Genomic DNA, 16332 nt, shown 5'->3' on the forward strand with positions numbered 1-16332 from the left:
CCGGCACGGTACCAGCCGGTCCTGTCGGGGGTGACCCTTGGGTCGTCTTCAGGGTTTACGTGACCCCCTGGATGATCAGAGTTGGAACCCGCACATCCACCCCAGGACGTCGGATGGAAAAGGCATCCAACCGAGACGCGGTGCGGCAGGAATCGCGCGCTCCGTTGAGTCCGCCCGCGCCATGCGTCACACGGGTGTGCAGAGGAAGACATCCGGAACATGGCGCGTTGCGCCATCAGCCGATTGTTCCGACGACCCTTCACCCCTTTCCAGACTGTTGGATACAGTGCCGCGCCTAGATGTCCTCCAGCCTCCCCTGCCCACAACCGAACGCTGCCTCCCACCGGGGTGGGTGGCGCCCGATGTTCCAGGGCTTTGTGGCCCTGTGTCTGGCGGGGTGCGCCACGGCCCCTCCGACGCCGACGCAGCCCGCGCCGGAGGCCGCCGCGACGCAGCCCGCCGCGCCCGCTCCGGAGGCTCCCGAGGCTCGGACGACCCCCGCCCCCGAACCCGTGAAGGAGGCTGCTCCGGCTTCTGAGAAAAAGGAGCCCGCGCGGCCCTGGGCGGACGAGGTGCTGTACTTCGTGGTGGTGGATCGCTTCGCGGACGGCGATCCCTCCAACAACGAGAAGGGCGACGTGAAGGCGGCGGGCACCTTCCACGGCGGCGACCTGAAGGGGCTCACCGCGAAGCTGGAGGAGCTGTCGTCGCTGGGCGTGACCGCGCTGTGGGTGACGCCGCTCTTGAAGCAGATCCCGGGCTTCGTCACCGGCTCTGGCTTCCCGGACTGGGGCTACCACGGCTACTGGGCGGACGACTTCCAGGCGTTGGATCCGCGCTTCGGCACGGAAGAGGACTTCAAGGCGCTGGTGGACGCGGCGCACGCTCGCGGCATCCGCGTGCTGCTGGACGTCGTCTACAACCACCCGGGCTACAACTCGCGCTACCTGAAGGACCACCCGGACTGGCTGCGCTCGGAAGACAAGGGCACCTGCGGCTCGGATGACCTGACGTCGTGCGTGGCGGGCCTGCCGGACTTCAAGACCGAACGTCCGGAGGTGGCGAAGTACCTGCTGGACGCGCAGATCGACTGGGCGAAGCGCTCCGGCGTGGACGGCTTCCGGTTGGACACCGTGAAGCACGTGTCCCACGACTTCTGGAAGGAACACCGCCGCCGTACGCGCGCGGAGATCTCCCCGGACTTCTTCCTGCTGGGCGAGCTGTGGGGCGGCGACGTGGAGGGGCTGGCGCCGTACTTCACTCCGGATGAGATGGACGCCGGGTTCGACTTCGCCTTCCAGGGCAACGCGCTGGGCTTCGTGCAGGGCCGTGGCCGCGCGGTGGCGTTCGACCGCTACCTCCAGTCTCGCGCGAAGGTGACGCCGGGCCACCACCTGTCGCACTTCCTGTCGTCGCACGACGTGGACGGGGCGCTGCACCAGCTGCAAGGCAACGTGCCCCTCTTCCGCCTGGCCGCCACGCTGCAGCTCACCACGAGCGGCATCCCCGTCATCTACTACGGCGAGGAAGTGGGCCGCGCGGGCGGTGACTGGCCGCAGAACCGCAGCGACATGCCGTGGGGCAAGCAGGCGGTGAAGCCCGGCGCGGGAAAGAAGCGCGACGAGGCATTGCGCGACTATTACAAGCGCCTCATCGCCATCCGCCGCGCGCACCCGGCCCTGTCGCGGGGCACGCACTCGCCGCTCTCCACTGAAGGCGATGTGTATGTCTTCCAGCGGCGCGACGAAGCGTCCGGCGACACGGTGGTGGTGGCGGTGAACCGCGCCAAGACGAAGGGCGCGGTGTCGGTGCCGTGGCCGGAAGCGTGGACGGGCGTCGGCGAGGTGGAGGATCTGCTGAACGGAGGGCGGACGAAGGCTGGCGCCACGCTGGACCTGGCGCTTCCGCCGCTGTCCGCGCGCATCCTCGGACGCGTGCCGTGAGGCACCCGGCGGTGCATGCGCAGAACCTGACCCGGACGTGCTGTTGTCACCGGCGCGAGCGGGGCTCTTGCTGGAGGGCCTGATGGCCGGCGTGTCGTTCAAGGACGTGGCGAAGCGTTACGGAGACGTGTCGGTCATCGAGGGGCTCAACCTCGATATCCGCGACCATGAGTTCATGGTCCTCGTGGGGCCGTCCGGTTGCGGCAAGTCCACGGCGCTCCGGATGATCGCCGGCCTGGAGGAGATTTCCGGAGGCACCATCTCCATCGGTGAGCGCGCGGTGAACACGCTGCCGCCGAAGGACCGGGACGTCTCCATGGTGTTCCAGAACTACGCGCTCTATCCGCACATGTCCGTGCGGCAGAACCTGGAGTTCGGTCTCAAGATCCGCAAGACGCCCAAGCCGGAGATGGACAAGCTGGTGGACGAGGCGGCGGAAATCCTCGGCATCACGCACCTCTTGGACCGCAAGCCCAAGGCGCTGTCCGGCGGCCAGCGTCAGCGCGTGGCCCTGGGGCGCGCCATCGTGCGCAAGCCGGCGGTGTTCCTCTTCGACGAGCCGCTCTCCAACCTGGACGCGAAGCTGCGCGTGCAGATGCGCTCGGAGATCAAGAAGCTCCAGCACCGGCTCCAGGTCACGTCCGTCTACGTCACGCACGATCAGATCGAAGCGATGACCATGGGCCACCGCATCGCGGTGATGAAGGACGGCAAGCTCCAGCAGCTGGGCACCCCGCTGGAGGTCTACGAGAAGCCGGTCAACGTGTTCGTGGCGCAGTTCATCGGCACGCCGCCCATCAACATGCTCACCGCCACGCTGGACGCGGACGGTGCGTCGTTCACCGGTGACGGCTTCAAGCTGCCGGTGCCGCAGAAGCTGCGCGCGGCCACGGCGGGCAAGGGCGGCCGCAAGGTGAAGGTGGGCCTGCGCCCGGACAACGTCCTGCCCGCGGGGAACGTCGCGCGCGGCGAGTCCGCGCCCGCGGAGGCGCGCGTGGAGCTGGTGGAGCCGCTGGGCAACGAGCTCATCGTGCACGCCCGCCTGGGAGACAACCCGCTGGTCTTCCGCCTGCCGCCCCAGGCGACTCCGGAACCTGGCGCCGCCCTTCCCGTGACGGTGGAGCTGGAGTCCCTGCATCTCTTCGACGCTGAATCCGAGCTGCGGCTTTCCGTTTGATATCCCGGAGGATTTTCTCAATGACGCACCTGCGAACGTTGCTCGCGGCCCTCTGTCTGTGCGCAGTCGGCCTGTTGCCCGTCCCGTCCTTCGCCGCCACGGAGCTGGTGCTCTGGCACGCCTACCGCGCGGAGGAGAAGGCCGCGCTGGAGAAGGTGGTCGCCGAGTACAACAAGGCGAACGAAGGCAAGGTCAAGGTCACCACGCTGGCGGTGCCCTACGACGCCTACGCGGACAAGATTTCCGCCACCGTGCCGCGCGGCAAGGGCCCGGACCTCTTCATCTTCGCGCAGGACCGCCTGGGCGGCTGGATTGAAGCGGGCAACACGGTGGAGCCCATCGACTTCTTCCTGGATGACGCGACGAAGAAGCGCTTCATCCCCACGACGATGGAGGCGATGACCTACCGCGGGACGGCGTACGGCCTGCCGCTGAACTACAAGGTCATCACGCTCATCTACAACAAGAAGCTGGTCCCCACGCCGCCCAAGACGTCCGGCGAGATGGTGACGATGGCCAAGAAGCTCACCGACGCGAAGGCGGGCCGCTTCGGTCTGGCGTACGCGTACAACGACTTCTACTACCACGCGGCCGTGATGAACGGCTTCGGCGGCGGCGTGTTCGACGCGAAGAACGCCCCCACGATGAACTCGCCCGCCAACGTGAAGTCGGTGGAGCAGGTCCTCAAGTGGAAGAACAAGGACGGCATCCTCCCCGCGGAGCCCTCCAGCGCGCTCATCACCTCGCTCTTCAATGAGGGCAAGGCCGCGATGGTGTTCTCCGGCCCGTGGTTCCTGGGCGAGGTCTCCAAGGACGTGGAGTACGGCCTGGCGCGGCTGCCCACGCTGGATGAGAACAAGGGCACGCCGCTGAAGCCCTGGATGACGGTGGAGGGCGTGTACGTGGCCGCCCCGTCGAAGAGCAAGGAAGCGGCGTACGACTTCGCGAAGTTCCTCACCGACGCGGGCCCCGGCAAGACGCTGGCCCTGGAGGGCCGCCAGAGCCCCGCGAACCAGGCCGTGTACCAGGACGCGAAGGTGGCGGCGGATCCGCTGCTCAAGGCGATGAAGGACCAGGTGGACGTGGCGGTGCCCATGCCCAACCTGCCGGAGATGTCGATGGTCTGGACCCCGGCCACCAGCGCGATGAACACCGTGTTCAAGAACACCGCCACCCCCAAGGCGGCGTTGGACTCGGCCCAGAAGAGCGTGGCGAAGGACGTCGCCGGCCTGCGCAAGAAGTAAGTGAGGAGCTGAAGTGAGCCAGAACGTCCCCCAGCAGCCCCCTTCCGCGGCCGGTGCCCCCACGCCGGTCTCCACCGCCCCGAGCAGTTCCGTGAAGGACCCTTCGACTCCGGGGCCTTCCGGCCGTGCGGGCGGCTACCGGGGGCGCGTGCTGGTGGGGCTCGCCCTGGCGCTGGGCGTGTCCCTGTTCCTGGCGCACGGCCTGCTCGCGCGCGCCAACCAGGAGCGCGCGGCGGAGCGCGAGCAGCGCACGGCCACCGTGTCCCTGCTGGGGCTGGCGGACCTGGTGCAGCGCGCGGGAGGCACGGGCGACGGTGTGAAGGCCGTGGTGGCGGGCTGGCCGGGCGTGCCGGGAAGCTCCGTGCGCGTCATCGCCTTCAGCGGCATCAAGCTGGAGGCGTCCACCTTCCCGGATGACACCGGGGACAAGGCGGCGCCGCGCCGGCTGTCTCGCGAGGAGAAGCCGCTGTACGACCGCGGCCAGCGTCTGCGCGCCGCGGTGGAGACGAACCGCGAGGAGGGCAGCGCGCGCAAGGCGGAGGTGGAGTCGGAGCTGCTCGACAACGGCGCGAGCCGGCTGCTCTCCGCGCCCGTGGAGGTGGACGGGCAGGTGGTGGGCTCCGTGGAGTCCCTCACCCCGGCGGTGGTGAAGGGTGAAACGCCTTCCTGGACGCCGGTGCTGCTGGCGTTCCTGCTGCCGCTGGCGGCGTGCGCGGCGGCGGTGTTCGCGCTGTCGCGCCAGGGCGTGCGCGTGGCGGTGGCGGCGGCGCTGTTCCTGGCGGGCCTGGGTGGCTACACCGTCTATTCGCTGCGCGCGCTGGACGCGGAGCTGCGGCAGACGGAGGACGCGGTCAGCGCGGAGCTGCGCACGCGCGGCGAGAAGGCCCAGGCGCTCATCACCGCGAACAATCTCAACGCGGAGCCCGCGCTGAAGCCCGGCGCGTGGGACGCGGACGCCATGCGCCGCCCGTTGGGCAAGCTGACGGAGTCCGGCGCGCCGGATGAGGCCAAGCTCTCGGCGGCGGGCGCGCAGGTGCGCGGCAACGCGAGCAAGGCGCTGGGCGCGCTGGGCGTGGTGGGGCTGGCGGTGCTGCTGTTCATTGGCCTGGGCGCGCTGCACCGCGCGGTGGCCACGGCGGTGGAGCACCGGCAGGCCTACGCATACATCCTGCCCGCCATGGTGGGCATGGTGGTGCTGGTGTTCTTCCCCTTCGCCTACGGCATCACGCTGTCGTTCACGGACGCCAACCTCTACAACAGCAGCCAGCCGCTGTCTGAGTTGTGGGTGGGCTTCCGCAACTACGTGGACATCCTGGGCGACTTCAGCTTCGCGAAGACGGCGGCGGACGGCTCGCTGGTCTTCAACTACCTGAACTTCTACTACACGCTCCTGTTCACCATCGTGTGGACGGTGACGAACGTGACCATCGGCGTGACGGTGGGCCTGCTGCTCGCGCTGGCGCTCAACGTGCCGAATCTGAGGATGCGGCCGGTGTACCGCGTGCTGCTCATCCTGCCGTGGGCCATGCCCAACTACATCACCGCGCTCATCTGGAAGGGCATGTTCCACCAGCAGTTCGGCGTGGTGAACCACGTCATCCGGATGTTCGGTGGGGACGGCCTGGCGTGGTTCGACTCGCCGCTCACGTCGTTCTTCACGGCGCTGGCCACCAACGGATGGTTGTCCTTCCCGTTCATGATGGTGGTGTCGCTGGGCGCGCTGCAGTCCATCCCGGGTGAGCTCTACGAAGCGGCGCGCGTGGACGGCGCCAACCGGTGGCAGCAGTTCACCGCCATCACGCTGCCCGCGCTGAAGCCCGCGCTGGTGCCCGCGGTCATCCTGTCGGTGGTGTGGACCTTCAACATGTTCAACATCATCTTCCTGGTGACGGGCGGCGACCCGGGCGGCTCCACCGAAATCCTGGTCACCCAGGCGTACAAGTTCGCCTTCGAGCGCTACCGCCACGGCTACGCGGCGGCGTACTCCACCGTCATCTTCGGCATCCTGCTGCTCTACAGCATGGTGCAGAACCGCATGAGCCGCGCCACGGAGGCCGCGTAACCCATGGCGCTCTTCTCTGAACGTCGCGAAGGCATCTCCCACCTGCCGCTGCACGTGGTGCTGGTGACCTTCACCCTCTTCACCATCTACCCCATCCTCTGGGTGGTGAGCCTGGCCTTCTCCGGCAAGCAGAGCCTGGCCATCGCCACGCTGCCGGAGAACCCCACCTTCTGGGACCGGCTGCGCGCGGTGACGCCGTGGCCGGAGACCTTCAGCGTCTCCAACTTCGCGTCGGTGATGGCGGATCAGCCGTTCGCCAGGTGGATGCTCAACAGCGCCATCGTGGCCATTGGCACCACGGTGCTGGGCGTCTTCATGGCGTGCACGGCGGCGTATGCCTTCAGCCGCTTCAAGTTCCCCGGCCAGCGGGCGGGCATGATGGCGTTCCTCGTGTCCCAGATGTTCCCGGGCACGCTGATGCTCATTCCGCTCTACATCATCCTGGTGCAGTGGCTGGGCCTGGGCAGCAGCCGGCTGGGCCTCATCATCGTGTACGCCACCACGTCCATCCCGTTCAGCGTGTGGATGCTCAAGGGCTACTTCGACACCATCCCCAAGGACCTGGAGGAGGCGGCGCTGATGGACGGTGCGTCTCCGGGGCGCATCTTCTGGAGCATCATCCTGCCGCTGGCGAAGCCCGCGGTGGCGGTGACGGCGCTGTTCAGCTTCATGACGGCGTGGAACGAGTTCATCCTCGCGGCGACGTTCATGGACCAGGAAGCCATGTACACGGCGCCGGTGGGCCTGCGCTTCTTCGTGGGCGGCTTCAGCCAGCAGTGGGGCTACTTCGCGGCCGGCTCCATCATCGTGTCCGTGCCCGTCGTCTTCCTCTTCCTCTTCCTGCAGAAGTACCTCGTCTCCGGGCTCACCGCCGGTGGCGTGAAGGGTTAGTCCCGCGGTCTTTCTTCGCAGTCCTTTCGTCTGTCGTTGCAAGGAGCAAGCACCCCCATGATCAACCCCCGCATCGCAGTCCTCACCCTGGCCGCTTCCCTGTCCGCGGCGCCGGCCCTGGCCGACAAGGTGCAGTTCAAGGATCCCACCGGCGACGACAAGGGCCCGGGCAAGTACACCTACCCGACGGACCCCGTGTACAAGCCGGGCTCGTTCGACCTGACCGGCTTCAAGCTGGACCAGGGCGGCAACAAGACGGACGTGGAGATCCAGCTGAAGGCGTCGCTGGAGAACCCCTGGAAGATGGCGGACGGCTTCTCCGTGCAGGAGGTCTTCATCTTCATCGACACGGACCACAAGGTCGGCAGCGGCTTCACGGACAGCCCCCCGGGCCTGAACGTCTCCTTCGCGCCGGAAGACGCGTGGGACAAGGTCATCATCATCTCGCCGCAGGGCTCGTCGCGCGTGCGCGCGGAGGCCAACAACAAGGCTGGCGCGATGAAGGGCGCCGTCGTGGTGCCCACCAAGGTGCGCGCCTCCGGCAACAAGATCACCGCCACGGTCATGAACTCCGACCTGGGCGCCGGTGACCCCTCCACGTGGGGCTACCAGGTCGTGATGCAGTCCAACGAGGGCTTCCCCGCGGACAACGACCTGCTCACCCGCCGCGTCAACGAGTACGAGGGCCAGCACCGCTTCGGCGGCGGCTCCGACTTCAACTGCGATCCGCACGTGATTGACGTGCTCGCGGGCCAGGGCAAGGGCGATAGCTCTGAAATCAAGGCTCAGTACGAAATGCTCTCGTACGAGTGCGCGGGTGACGGTTCCGCAACGAAGAAGGCCACGCTGAAGATGGTCTCCGGCGAGAAGCGCCCGGCGGCGCAGGGTGGCGCGGCGGCGGCTCCGGCTCCGGCCCCCGAGGCGGCGGCTCCGGCCCCGGCTCCGGCGCCCACGCCGGCCGCTCCGGCTGGAACGACGGTCGCTCCGGCGCCGACGACGGCCACGCCGACGAAGTAGTCGGTGGCGGACTGTTCAAAACAGTCCGTTTCAAGGTTTGATGCAACACGGGGAGGGCTGCCGCGGAGGTCCCGCGGCGGCCCGGGAGAGGGGATGACCCCCCTCTGGTTCAAAAGCTTTCGAGAAGGGTTTTCCGGACATCATGAAGAATCGCAAGAACGTGGTGCGGGGAGCGTGTGCGCTCACCGTGGCGGCCGGCCTCATTCCTGGGGCGGCCTTGGCGCAGGACAGCGGCCCCAAGCTCACCATTGGTGGCACGACCTATACGAAGTACCTCTGGGGCACGCAGCGCGACCAGGGCGCGCTGTACAACTTCACCACGGTGCCCGGTGAAGGCTACGGCGACAACGGCATCGGCACGGAGCTGGAGCTCCTGCTGAACGCGAAGATCTCCCCGCAGGTGGAGGTCAACGGCCGCATCCACAGCCGCTTCAACCAGAACTTCTGGACGAACTTCGGCGGCTTCGGCGGCAGCAACACGGCCACCAACTGCACCGCGGGCGACTGCGGCGAGTTCGACCCCCGCTCCAACCAGTACATCAAGCTGCGTGGCATGTCCGTGACGCTGCGTCCGGGCTACCTCATCGACTCGGCGCTCATCGGCGCGACGGACCTGGGCCAGTTCGACCCGTTCGTCATCGGCCGCGTCCGTTACATCGACCGCGACAACGCGGCGGCCATCATGCTGCAGGGCTCCAACTTCGACCGGAAGCTCACGTGGGACGCGGCGCGCATCTCGCTGCCCCGCCTCTGGGCCGGCCCGAACTTCAGCACGGGCGCCTTCCACGCGCGTGACGCGGCGTACGGCTTCCAGGCGAAGGTCACCCCGAACGAGCTCTTCGACGTGGGCGGCATCTTCCAGTACGCGAACGACCAGGAGATCAACCCGGAAGACACCAACCTGGACAACGGTCGCGACCTGACGCCGCGCTACCGCAACGGCGTGGGTGGTCTGAAGGCGGCCCTGCACATGGGCTCGTGGCTGGACGTGCGCGGCGCCGCGTACACGTCGTACTCCAACGCGGACCCGGTGCTGTCGCCGAAGAGCTTCGGCGTGGGCGGCTACAGCCCGGTGCTGGCCGGCCATCACACCGACCAGACGTACATGCTGAACGCGTCCCTCAACGACCCGCTGGACATGGGCCTGTCGCTGAACCTGCAGCTGTTCAGCATTGGCGCGGAGTACATGGCGGTCATGGCCAGCCGCCGCGAGGCGGACGTGCTCCTCACGGAAGGCCACGACGGCAGCTTCGCGTTCCCCGGCCCGTCCAACGCGTCCTATGGCGTCTACAAGGGCAACCCCACCCGCATCGGCTACGGCGGCTGGACGAGCGAGGCCCAGCAGGTCGCCACGCTCAACGTGGACAACGACTTCACGGACTTCGACGAGCCCATGGCGGAGACGGCCATCGGTTGGAAGGGCGTGACGGCGAACCCGGTCTACGCGAACGGCGCGCTGGAGGTGGGTGGCGAGTACTCCTTCATCACCTACAACACCAACTGGCAGGCGTACGGGAATGATCAGGCGGCGCTGGGCGACAGCCAGTTCCCCGGCACGGAGCTGGACTCCGGCGTGGGCCACAACTTCCGCACGGCCTACCAGCCCTTCCAGGACAAGAAGACGCACCTGGTCGCGCTGCGCGCCAAGTACGTCATCGACGTGCTGAAGGGCATCGATGTGTTCGGCAAGTTCAAGTACATCCACGAGACGGACAAGCGCATGAACGATCCGCGCTTCCTGCCGTACGCGTCCGGCTCGTGCGCGGGCGGCGGCGTGGCGTGCGACAACTCGCTCCGCCAAGAGTACAGCCCGGGCAACAGCACCGCGGATCTCTACCGCAACCCGGACGTCATCACGAACAGCCAGGGTGACACGGGCTACCAGTTCAAGCCGTTCGACAACATCGCGGACGACGACCGCCTGCTGGACTACACGACGTTCACGGCTGGCGCGGGCTACCAGTTCACGGACGACCTGTACGTGTCCGCCAGCTACTCCAAGTTCTTCGCGGACCTGCTGGACGGCAACACGGCGTTCCAGGCGTACAACAACCACGAGATGGCGTCCGGCAAGCACAACAAGAACCAGGTGCTGGTGAAGGCGCGCTACATCCTGTCCGGCGTGGAGTTCGGCCTGGAGGGCCAGTACGCGTTCGGCACCTTCCGTCCTGACTTCGGCGACGGCTTCGTGGTGCAGTACGCGGACGACACCATCGCGGCCGACCACAACGTGGCGGTGGGTTCGCGCGGTTTCGTCAACCGCAACACGGGCTGGAACAGCCTGGAAGAGCGCAACTTCGAGCAGATGCGCGTCAAGGCGTTCATGAAGGCGCAGTTCTAGTCACCGCGCGCTCCGCTTCGGGCGGGGCACGAGGTTGACGAGAGAGCGAGCCCGGGGCGCCTGTGAAGGCACTCCGGGCTCCTTGCGTTTGGGGCACCGCGCGGTACACCTGACGGGCGTTTCCTTCGTGCATGAGGTGCTCTTCCATGTTCGTGCGTTCCCGCGTGTCCGCGCTCCTGCTCGCCTCCACCCTGGCCGCGTGTTCCGGCGGCAAGACGCGCGAGGACGCGCTGCTGTTCCGGCTGACGGATCCAGTGGGGGATGACCACGGCGACGGCGAGCTGCTGTATCCGCGCCGGACGGACCTGGGGCGCGGCGATTTGGACGTGGTGTCGGTGGCGGCGTTCGCGGACGACGAGGCGACCCGGTTCGAGGTGACGTTCGCGCACCCCATCGCGAAGCCCTCGCGCGCGCAGGCGGTGGACCTGGAGGGCGCGACGGTCGCGGAGCGGGCCCGGCACGGCTTCTACACGTTCAACGTGGACCTGTACGTGGACCAGGACCGGGTGCCCGGCTCCGGGCGCACGGACACGCTGCCGGGGCGCGGGCTCACGCTGGCGCCGGATTCCGGGTGGGAGAAGGCGGTGGTGCTGACGCCGCGTCCCTATGAGGCGCGTGAGGCCCTGCGCAAGACCTGGCGGCAGGCGGCGCTGGATGCGTACGAGAAGAAGTCCGGAGGGATTGGCGGCAAGGTGGAGGCGGAGCTGAACGCGGCCACGGAGCAGGAGCTGGAGGCGCGGGTGTTCTTCCCCACCCTCATCCAGGTGAGCGGGCGCACGGTGGTGTTCCGGGTGCCGGACCGCTTCCTGGGCGGACACGCGAGCGCGGACTGGGGCTACGGCGTGGCGGTGACGGGCGCGACCATCGAGCGGCGCGTGGCGCTGGGCGGGATGTTCGGTGGGGACACGAACGCGAACCCGCGGTTGATGGCGATGGGCATCGTGCCCGGGGAGCCGCCGTCGGGTGACCGCTTCGGTGGTGGGCGCAAGGGAGACCCCTCGCAGTCTCCGGTGGTGGACCTGCTGGTGGCGCAGGGGACGACGCAGGAGGAGGTGCTGGGGGCTTCGAGGCCGGCGTGGAGCGCGGTGGTGCCGTCGGGGAAGGCCGTGGCTGCTCCGGCGACCGCGGGCACGGTGGAGGACGCCGGTGTGACGGTGGACGCGCCGGATGCGGGAGCCATGGCCGAGGACGCCGGGGTCGTGGGTCCTTCGTCGCCCGCCCCGTGACGGCCGGTTCTCGCGCTGTGCGCGGGAGGTCCTGGTTGCGGTGAGTCCGCGCGGCCGAGGATGGGTGCTTTGGAGGCATCCATGTCTTCGTGCCGGAGCTGGGCGGTCGTGGTGCTGCTGGTGCTGCTGGGCACGGGGTGTTCAGCGACGCGTGGCGTCCGGCTGAAGACGGGGCAGGGTGCCCCGGTCGTCCATGTGCCTCGGGCGGAGGTCGAGCCCGTCGAGTTGGACGGGGATGCATTCACGGAGGCGGTGCGGACGCTGGCGGAGGATGCGCCGGTGGCTTCGCGTCCTCGTGAGGATGCGTATCGGCTGTTCGCGGGTACGTTCTCCTCGAAGGCCTATGCGCATGTGCGCGGGCGATTGGGGCTGGTCTCCGTGGAGGAGACTCCTCGTGCCCGGCTGCTGGTGGAGGATGACGGCCGGGAGCTGGCGAGCGCTTATGGGCGGTGGTGCCAGCGCAAGCAGACTCCGGGGGACTGTCTTCAGTTGCTGGAGGCGGGTTCCACGCTGGATGAGGACGGGCGGCGTTCGCTGGCGTTCGCCATCGCGTTGGACTCGGTGTGGGAGGAGACGTCGGAAGCGCTGGTGAGGATGACGGACCCGCGCGCGGTGCTCACCACCATCGTCGCGACGAGCACCGTGTATCTGGCGCTGTGGTTGCTGCCCGAGCCCGTGTCGAAGGGCATCGCGGCGACGATGACGGTGGTGCTCATCGCCTACCTGGGCATCGACACGGTGTGGAACCTCATCCAGGGATGGATCGAGTTGTCGGAGCAGGCGCGTGTTGCTCGGACGTTCGATGAGCTTCGAGACGCGGGGGAGGAGTACGGCGAGGTGATGGGGAAGAACGCGGCGCGGGCGTTCGTGATGCTGGCGCTGGCGGCCGTAGGGAGCACTGCGGAGACGTTCGCGGCGAAGGTCGCCACGCTCCCGGGTTCAGGGCAGGCCTCGCTGGTGGCCGCGGAGATGGGTGGCTTCCGGCTGGGCGCGGCGGCGCAGGTGGAGTCCGCGGCCGTGTCCTCCGAGGGCGTCGTCACCCTGGTGCTGGCTCCGAACGCGGTGGCCATGTCAGCGCGGGATGAGAAGAGTCCCGTCGCGAGTGGCGCGGATGCAGGAGGGCATGAGCACCACATTGCGTCTAATAAGTGGTGGAGTGCCACGAACCGTGGTGGCCCGTGGTCACCGCAGTTCCAGAAGATCTTCGACAAGGCGGGGATGTCGCTTGATGATCCCGCGAACAAGGTTCGTGTGCCGGGACATAGGGGACCGCACCCGGAGGCGTATCACAGGAGAATTCAGGCTGCCCTGGAGAGGGCGACGATGCAATGCAGGTCCATGCAAGACTGCAGGGCTGCATTGACAAGAGAGCTGAGTGTTCTCGCGAAAGTGATCAAACAAGAAGGTACAGACCTGAATCGATGGGTTACAGGTCTGGAGTGATGCAGGAGATTCGTTCTGGAAATGCAATACTTCGACCTTCACGAGCATGTCGCAGAGGGATTCTGGTTTTTGGGACATCCGCTCGATGCTCAAGGGCGAGAACTCGATGACCCCTGGCAGTTCCGGGTGGGCGGGCTTGCTCACTTCAAGGGGAAGATCAAGTTCCCGGTGGATGTGGAGGGAGCATCGCGTGACTACTCCCACGCAGCGTTCAGCACCCCTGTCGTCAATGCGAGGCTAGCGGCTCTTTTTCAGGAGATGGCCCCGAATGACATCGAGTTGATCCCCGTCGAGATCGACTCCCATGCAGGGCCGTATTTCATCCTCAATGCCCTCCGCACCATTCCGTGCGTCGACACCGAGGCGTCTTCGGATGTGGTGTATTGGACCGAAGAGGATGGGATTCCGGAGAAGGTCGGCACCCTTAGCTTCATCTCTGAGATGCGCATTGACACGTCGAAGGTGGGCGACGCGAAGGTGTTCCGTCCCTCGGAATGGGACGTCGTCCTCATTGTCTCCGAGGACATCAAGGACGCGATGGAGCGCGCGGGCATCACGGGAGCGAAGTTCGAAGCGGTCACGGGTCCACCGACCGTTGACCCTGCTCGGCGCGCGGAGACGAAGAGGCGCGGTGAGTTGTGGGACCAGGCACGCATCGCCCGTCATGCGGTGTGGCGCGGGCTCGGTACCATGTCCGACGACTTCTACATCCCTCCCGTTGTGGGAGGCCCATGGCCCGGCAAGCGGCAGTGCTGGGAATCCATGCGACGCACTGACGGCGGCATGCTCATCGTCACCGACGGCCTGTCCGACCCCTTCTCCGCCATCCTGGACCATCCCACCGCTGGCTTCGGACTGGAGCTTGCGATTGAGACCCCCGAGCCGCTGGGGGAGGTGTGGAAGAGCTGGCCGGTGCACCTGCTCGAACGCGTCGCCTATGAGGTCGCTGAGTTCGAGAAGCTCCGTGTCTCCCTGGCCAACGGCACGCTGTCCATGGAGGTCGACGGCGTGGGCATGCCGGAAACCCTCGTCACTCCCGAGGGTCGTGTGGCCGTGCTCATCGGCATGGAGACGGACTCGCTGCCCTCGCGCTTCGCGCTTCCCGGGGGCGAGGTCCGGCTCCTCACCGTGAAGGTGCTGATGCCTGCGGAGCTGAAGTGGCTGCTCCAGCAGGGCAAGTGCGCGGCGGCGGAACTCATCCACCGCTTCAAGGCCGCGGGAGAAACGCACCTCTCCCGCTCGTGGCGTCAGCCTGTCGTCAGCTAGCGCAGCCTCCAGATGCCCGTGGAGCGCGCCGGGATGCTGGCCTTCCATGCTCCCGTGCCACCCGAGAGCTGCGTCACTCCGGGGTCCACGAACAGTGGCTCCGCTGTCGTGGCTTCCACGTCGAACGGTCCCACCGACTCCTGCGAGGTGGAGAAGTTGTGGACCACCAGCACCTGCTCGTCGTCCAGCGTCCTCACGAACGCGAGCGTGCGCGACATTCCCGTCGTCGCCGTGAACAGTCGCAGGCCTCCGTTGCGCAGCGCCTCCGAACCCTGACGCGCGTGGATGAGCGAGCGATAGCGCGACAACAGCGACCCCGGGTTGCTCCGCTGCGCCTCCACGTTCGCCGTCTCCCTTCCGCTGGAGAACGCGTACCAGGGCGAGCCCGTCGTGAAGCCCGCGCCCGCCGCGCCGCTCCACGGCATCGGCGTGCGCTTGGACTCGTCGTTGTTGGCGTTGCCGTTCCCCAGGCCCACCTCTTCGCCGTAGTAGAGGAACGGCGCTCCCGGCAGCGTCAGCAGCACCGCCGCCGCCAGCCCCAGCTTCGCCCCGTCGTTGGCGAACTGAGTCGCCAGCCGCACCTGGTCGTGGTTGGTGAGGAAGGGCGCGTCCGCCACGCCGGCCGGATAGTTGTTCTTCATCTCCAACAGCTTCGCCGCCACGCCTCCGCCGTTGCCCGCGTTGATGCCTTCAAGCACCCTCGCGGACATGGGGAAGTTGAAGTTGAGCGGCAGTTCGTCCCCGCCCGGCACCGTCGCCGTGGAGCCGTAGTACTTCCCCACCGACGGCGTCTCGCTCCAGGCCTCGCCCACCAGCACCGCGTCCGGCTTCACCGAACGCACGTGCGCGGAGAACTCCTTCCAGAACGCGTGCGTCTCCGGCGTGTCCGCCTGTCCCGCGCCGCCGCCCGTCTCGATGAGGTAGCGCGCGGCATCCAGCCGGAAGCCGTCCACGCCTCGCTGGAGCCACAGCGTCGCCAGGCGCTTCATCTCCTCGCGCACCGCGGGCGTCTGCATGTTCAGGTCCGGCATGCCGCCCCAGAAGACGCCGTAGTACCAGCCGCTGCCCTGCTGATGCCACGTGTTGGTCTGCGAGTAGATGTCCCATGGCTGTGCCCACGCCGGGTTGTTCCCGCGCCACTGATACCAATCACGCTTTGGCGACTGCGCCGAGGATGCCGAGTCCACGAACCACGGATGCGAGGAGCTGGTGTGGTTGATGACGAAGTCGAGGATGACGCGCATGCCCCGGCGGTGCGCCTCGTCACACAGCCGCTGCAGGTCCTCCAGCGAGCCGTACGCCGTCTGGATGCGCTCGTAATCCGTCACGTCGTAGCCGTGGTAGCTGGGCGACGCGAACACCGGCATCAACCACAGCGCGTCCACTCCCAGGTCGTCCGTCGTCGCCGGGTTGCCGTCGTTCAGGTAGTCCAGCCGCGAGATGAGTCCCGGCAGGTCTCCCACTCCGTCTCCGTTGGAGTCCTGGAAGCTGCGGACGAACACCTCGTAGAACACCGCGCCCCGGTACCACGCGTCTCCCGCGGGCGCGGCGAGCGTGATGCTTCCAGGCGCGGAGGGCGTCGGCCCGGGCGTAGGCGAGGAACCGGCGCAGGCCGACAGCAGGGCCGCGCTGCAGAGGGAAAATCCGCGGAGGGGTCGCATGGCTTCTTCCTCTAACAGCGAACGTTCCACGCGGGCCAGCGCACCTCCCGGATGAAGCGCG

General features: G+C 67.6%; 11 protein-coding genes. 10 read left to right on the plus strand and 1 reads right to left on the minus strand.

Annotated features, from left to right (window positions below; genetic code table 11):
• Nucleotides 1-362 precede the first annotated feature (362 nt).
• The 10 genes from GTZ93_RS00880 (at nt 363) to GTZ93_RS00925 (ending at nt 14610) form a co-directional block, all read left to right on the plus strand.
• Nucleotides 363-1943, plus strand: a complete 1581-nt coding sequence (locus GTZ93_RS00880) for an alpha-amylase family glycosyl hydrolase (protein WP_139918973.1) — start codon at nt 363-365, stop codon at nt 1941-1943.
• Between the two features lie 82 nt (nt 1944-2025).
• The gene (locus tag GTZ93_RS00885; protein ID WP_126933737.1) at nt 2026-3120 is read left to right on the plus strand and encodes an ABC transporter ATP-binding protein; all 1095 of its coding nucleotides are present in this window, start codon (nt 2026-2028) and stop codon (nt 3118-3120) included.
• A gap of 20 nt (nt 3121-3140) precedes the next feature.
• Nucleotides 3141-4364: an extracellular solute-binding protein gene (locus GTZ93_RS00890; protein ID WP_139918974.1), complete on the plus strand. Its 1224-nt coding sequence runs from the start codon at nt 3141-3143 to the stop codon at nt 4362-4364.
• 13 nt (nt 4365-4377) lie between these two features.
• Nucleotides 4378-6426, plus strand: a complete 2049-nt coding sequence (locus GTZ93_RS00895) for a carbohydrate ABC transporter permease (protein WP_121754899.1) — start codon at nt 4378-4380, stop codon at nt 6424-6426.
• 3 nt (nt 6427-6429) lie between these two features.
• Nucleotides 6430-7317 (plus strand): sugar ABC transporter permease, encoded by an 888-nt coding sequence (locus tag GTZ93_RS00900; RefSeq protein WP_120578589.1) that lies wholly within the window; start codon nt 6430-6432, stop codon nt 7315-7317.
• Between the two features lie 57 nt (nt 7318-7374).
• A complete protein-coding gene (locus GTZ93_RS00905) occupies nt 7375-8334 on the plus strand; it encodes a glucodextranase DOMON-like domain-containing protein (RefSeq protein ID WP_139918975.1) in 960 nt (319 codons plus the stop codon).
• Nucleotides 8335-8476: 142 nt separating this feature from the next.
• Complete coding sequence (locus GTZ93_RS00910) at nt 8477-10675, plus strand: hypothetical protein (RefSeq protein ID WP_139918976.1); 2199 nt, start codon at nt 8477-8479, stop codon at nt 10673-10675.
• Nucleotides 10676-10821: 146 nt separating this feature from the next.
• Entirely contained in the window at nt 10822-11901 is a 1080-nt protein-coding gene (locus tag GTZ93_RS00915; RefSeq protein ID WP_161662603.1) for a glucodextranase DOMON-like domain-containing protein, read from the plus strand.
• Nucleotides 11902-11982: 81 nt separating this feature from the next.
• Nucleotides 11983-13344: an AHH domain-containing protein gene (locus GTZ93_RS00920; protein ID WP_139918978.1), complete on the plus strand. Its 1362-nt coding sequence runs from the start codon at nt 11983-11985 to the stop codon at nt 13342-13344.
• Between the two features lie 21 nt (nt 13345-13365).
• On the plus strand, nt 13366-14610 hold the full coding sequence (locus tag GTZ93_RS00925) for an imm11 family protein (RefSeq protein WP_368733416.1): 1245 nt from the start codon (nt 13366-13368) through the stop codon (nt 14608-14610).
• Here the strand turns inward: GTZ93_RS00925 and GTZ93_RS00930 are convergent.
• Nucleotides 14607-16271, minus strand: coding sequence for an alpha-amylase family glycosyl hydrolase (locus tag GTZ93_RS00930; protein ID WP_139918980.1), 1665 nt, complete (start codon nt 16269-16271; stop codon nt 14607-14609). The two genes, GTZ93_RS00925 and GTZ93_RS00930, sit on opposite strands and share 4 nt — an antisense overlap.
• Nucleotides 16272-16332 lie beyond the last annotated feature (61 nt).

It is taken from the genome of Corallococcus exiguus, from assembly GCF_009909105.1.
GTDB classification, from domain to species: Bacteria; Myxococcota; Myxococcia; order Myxococcales; family Myxococcaceae; genus Corallococcus; species Corallococcus exiguus.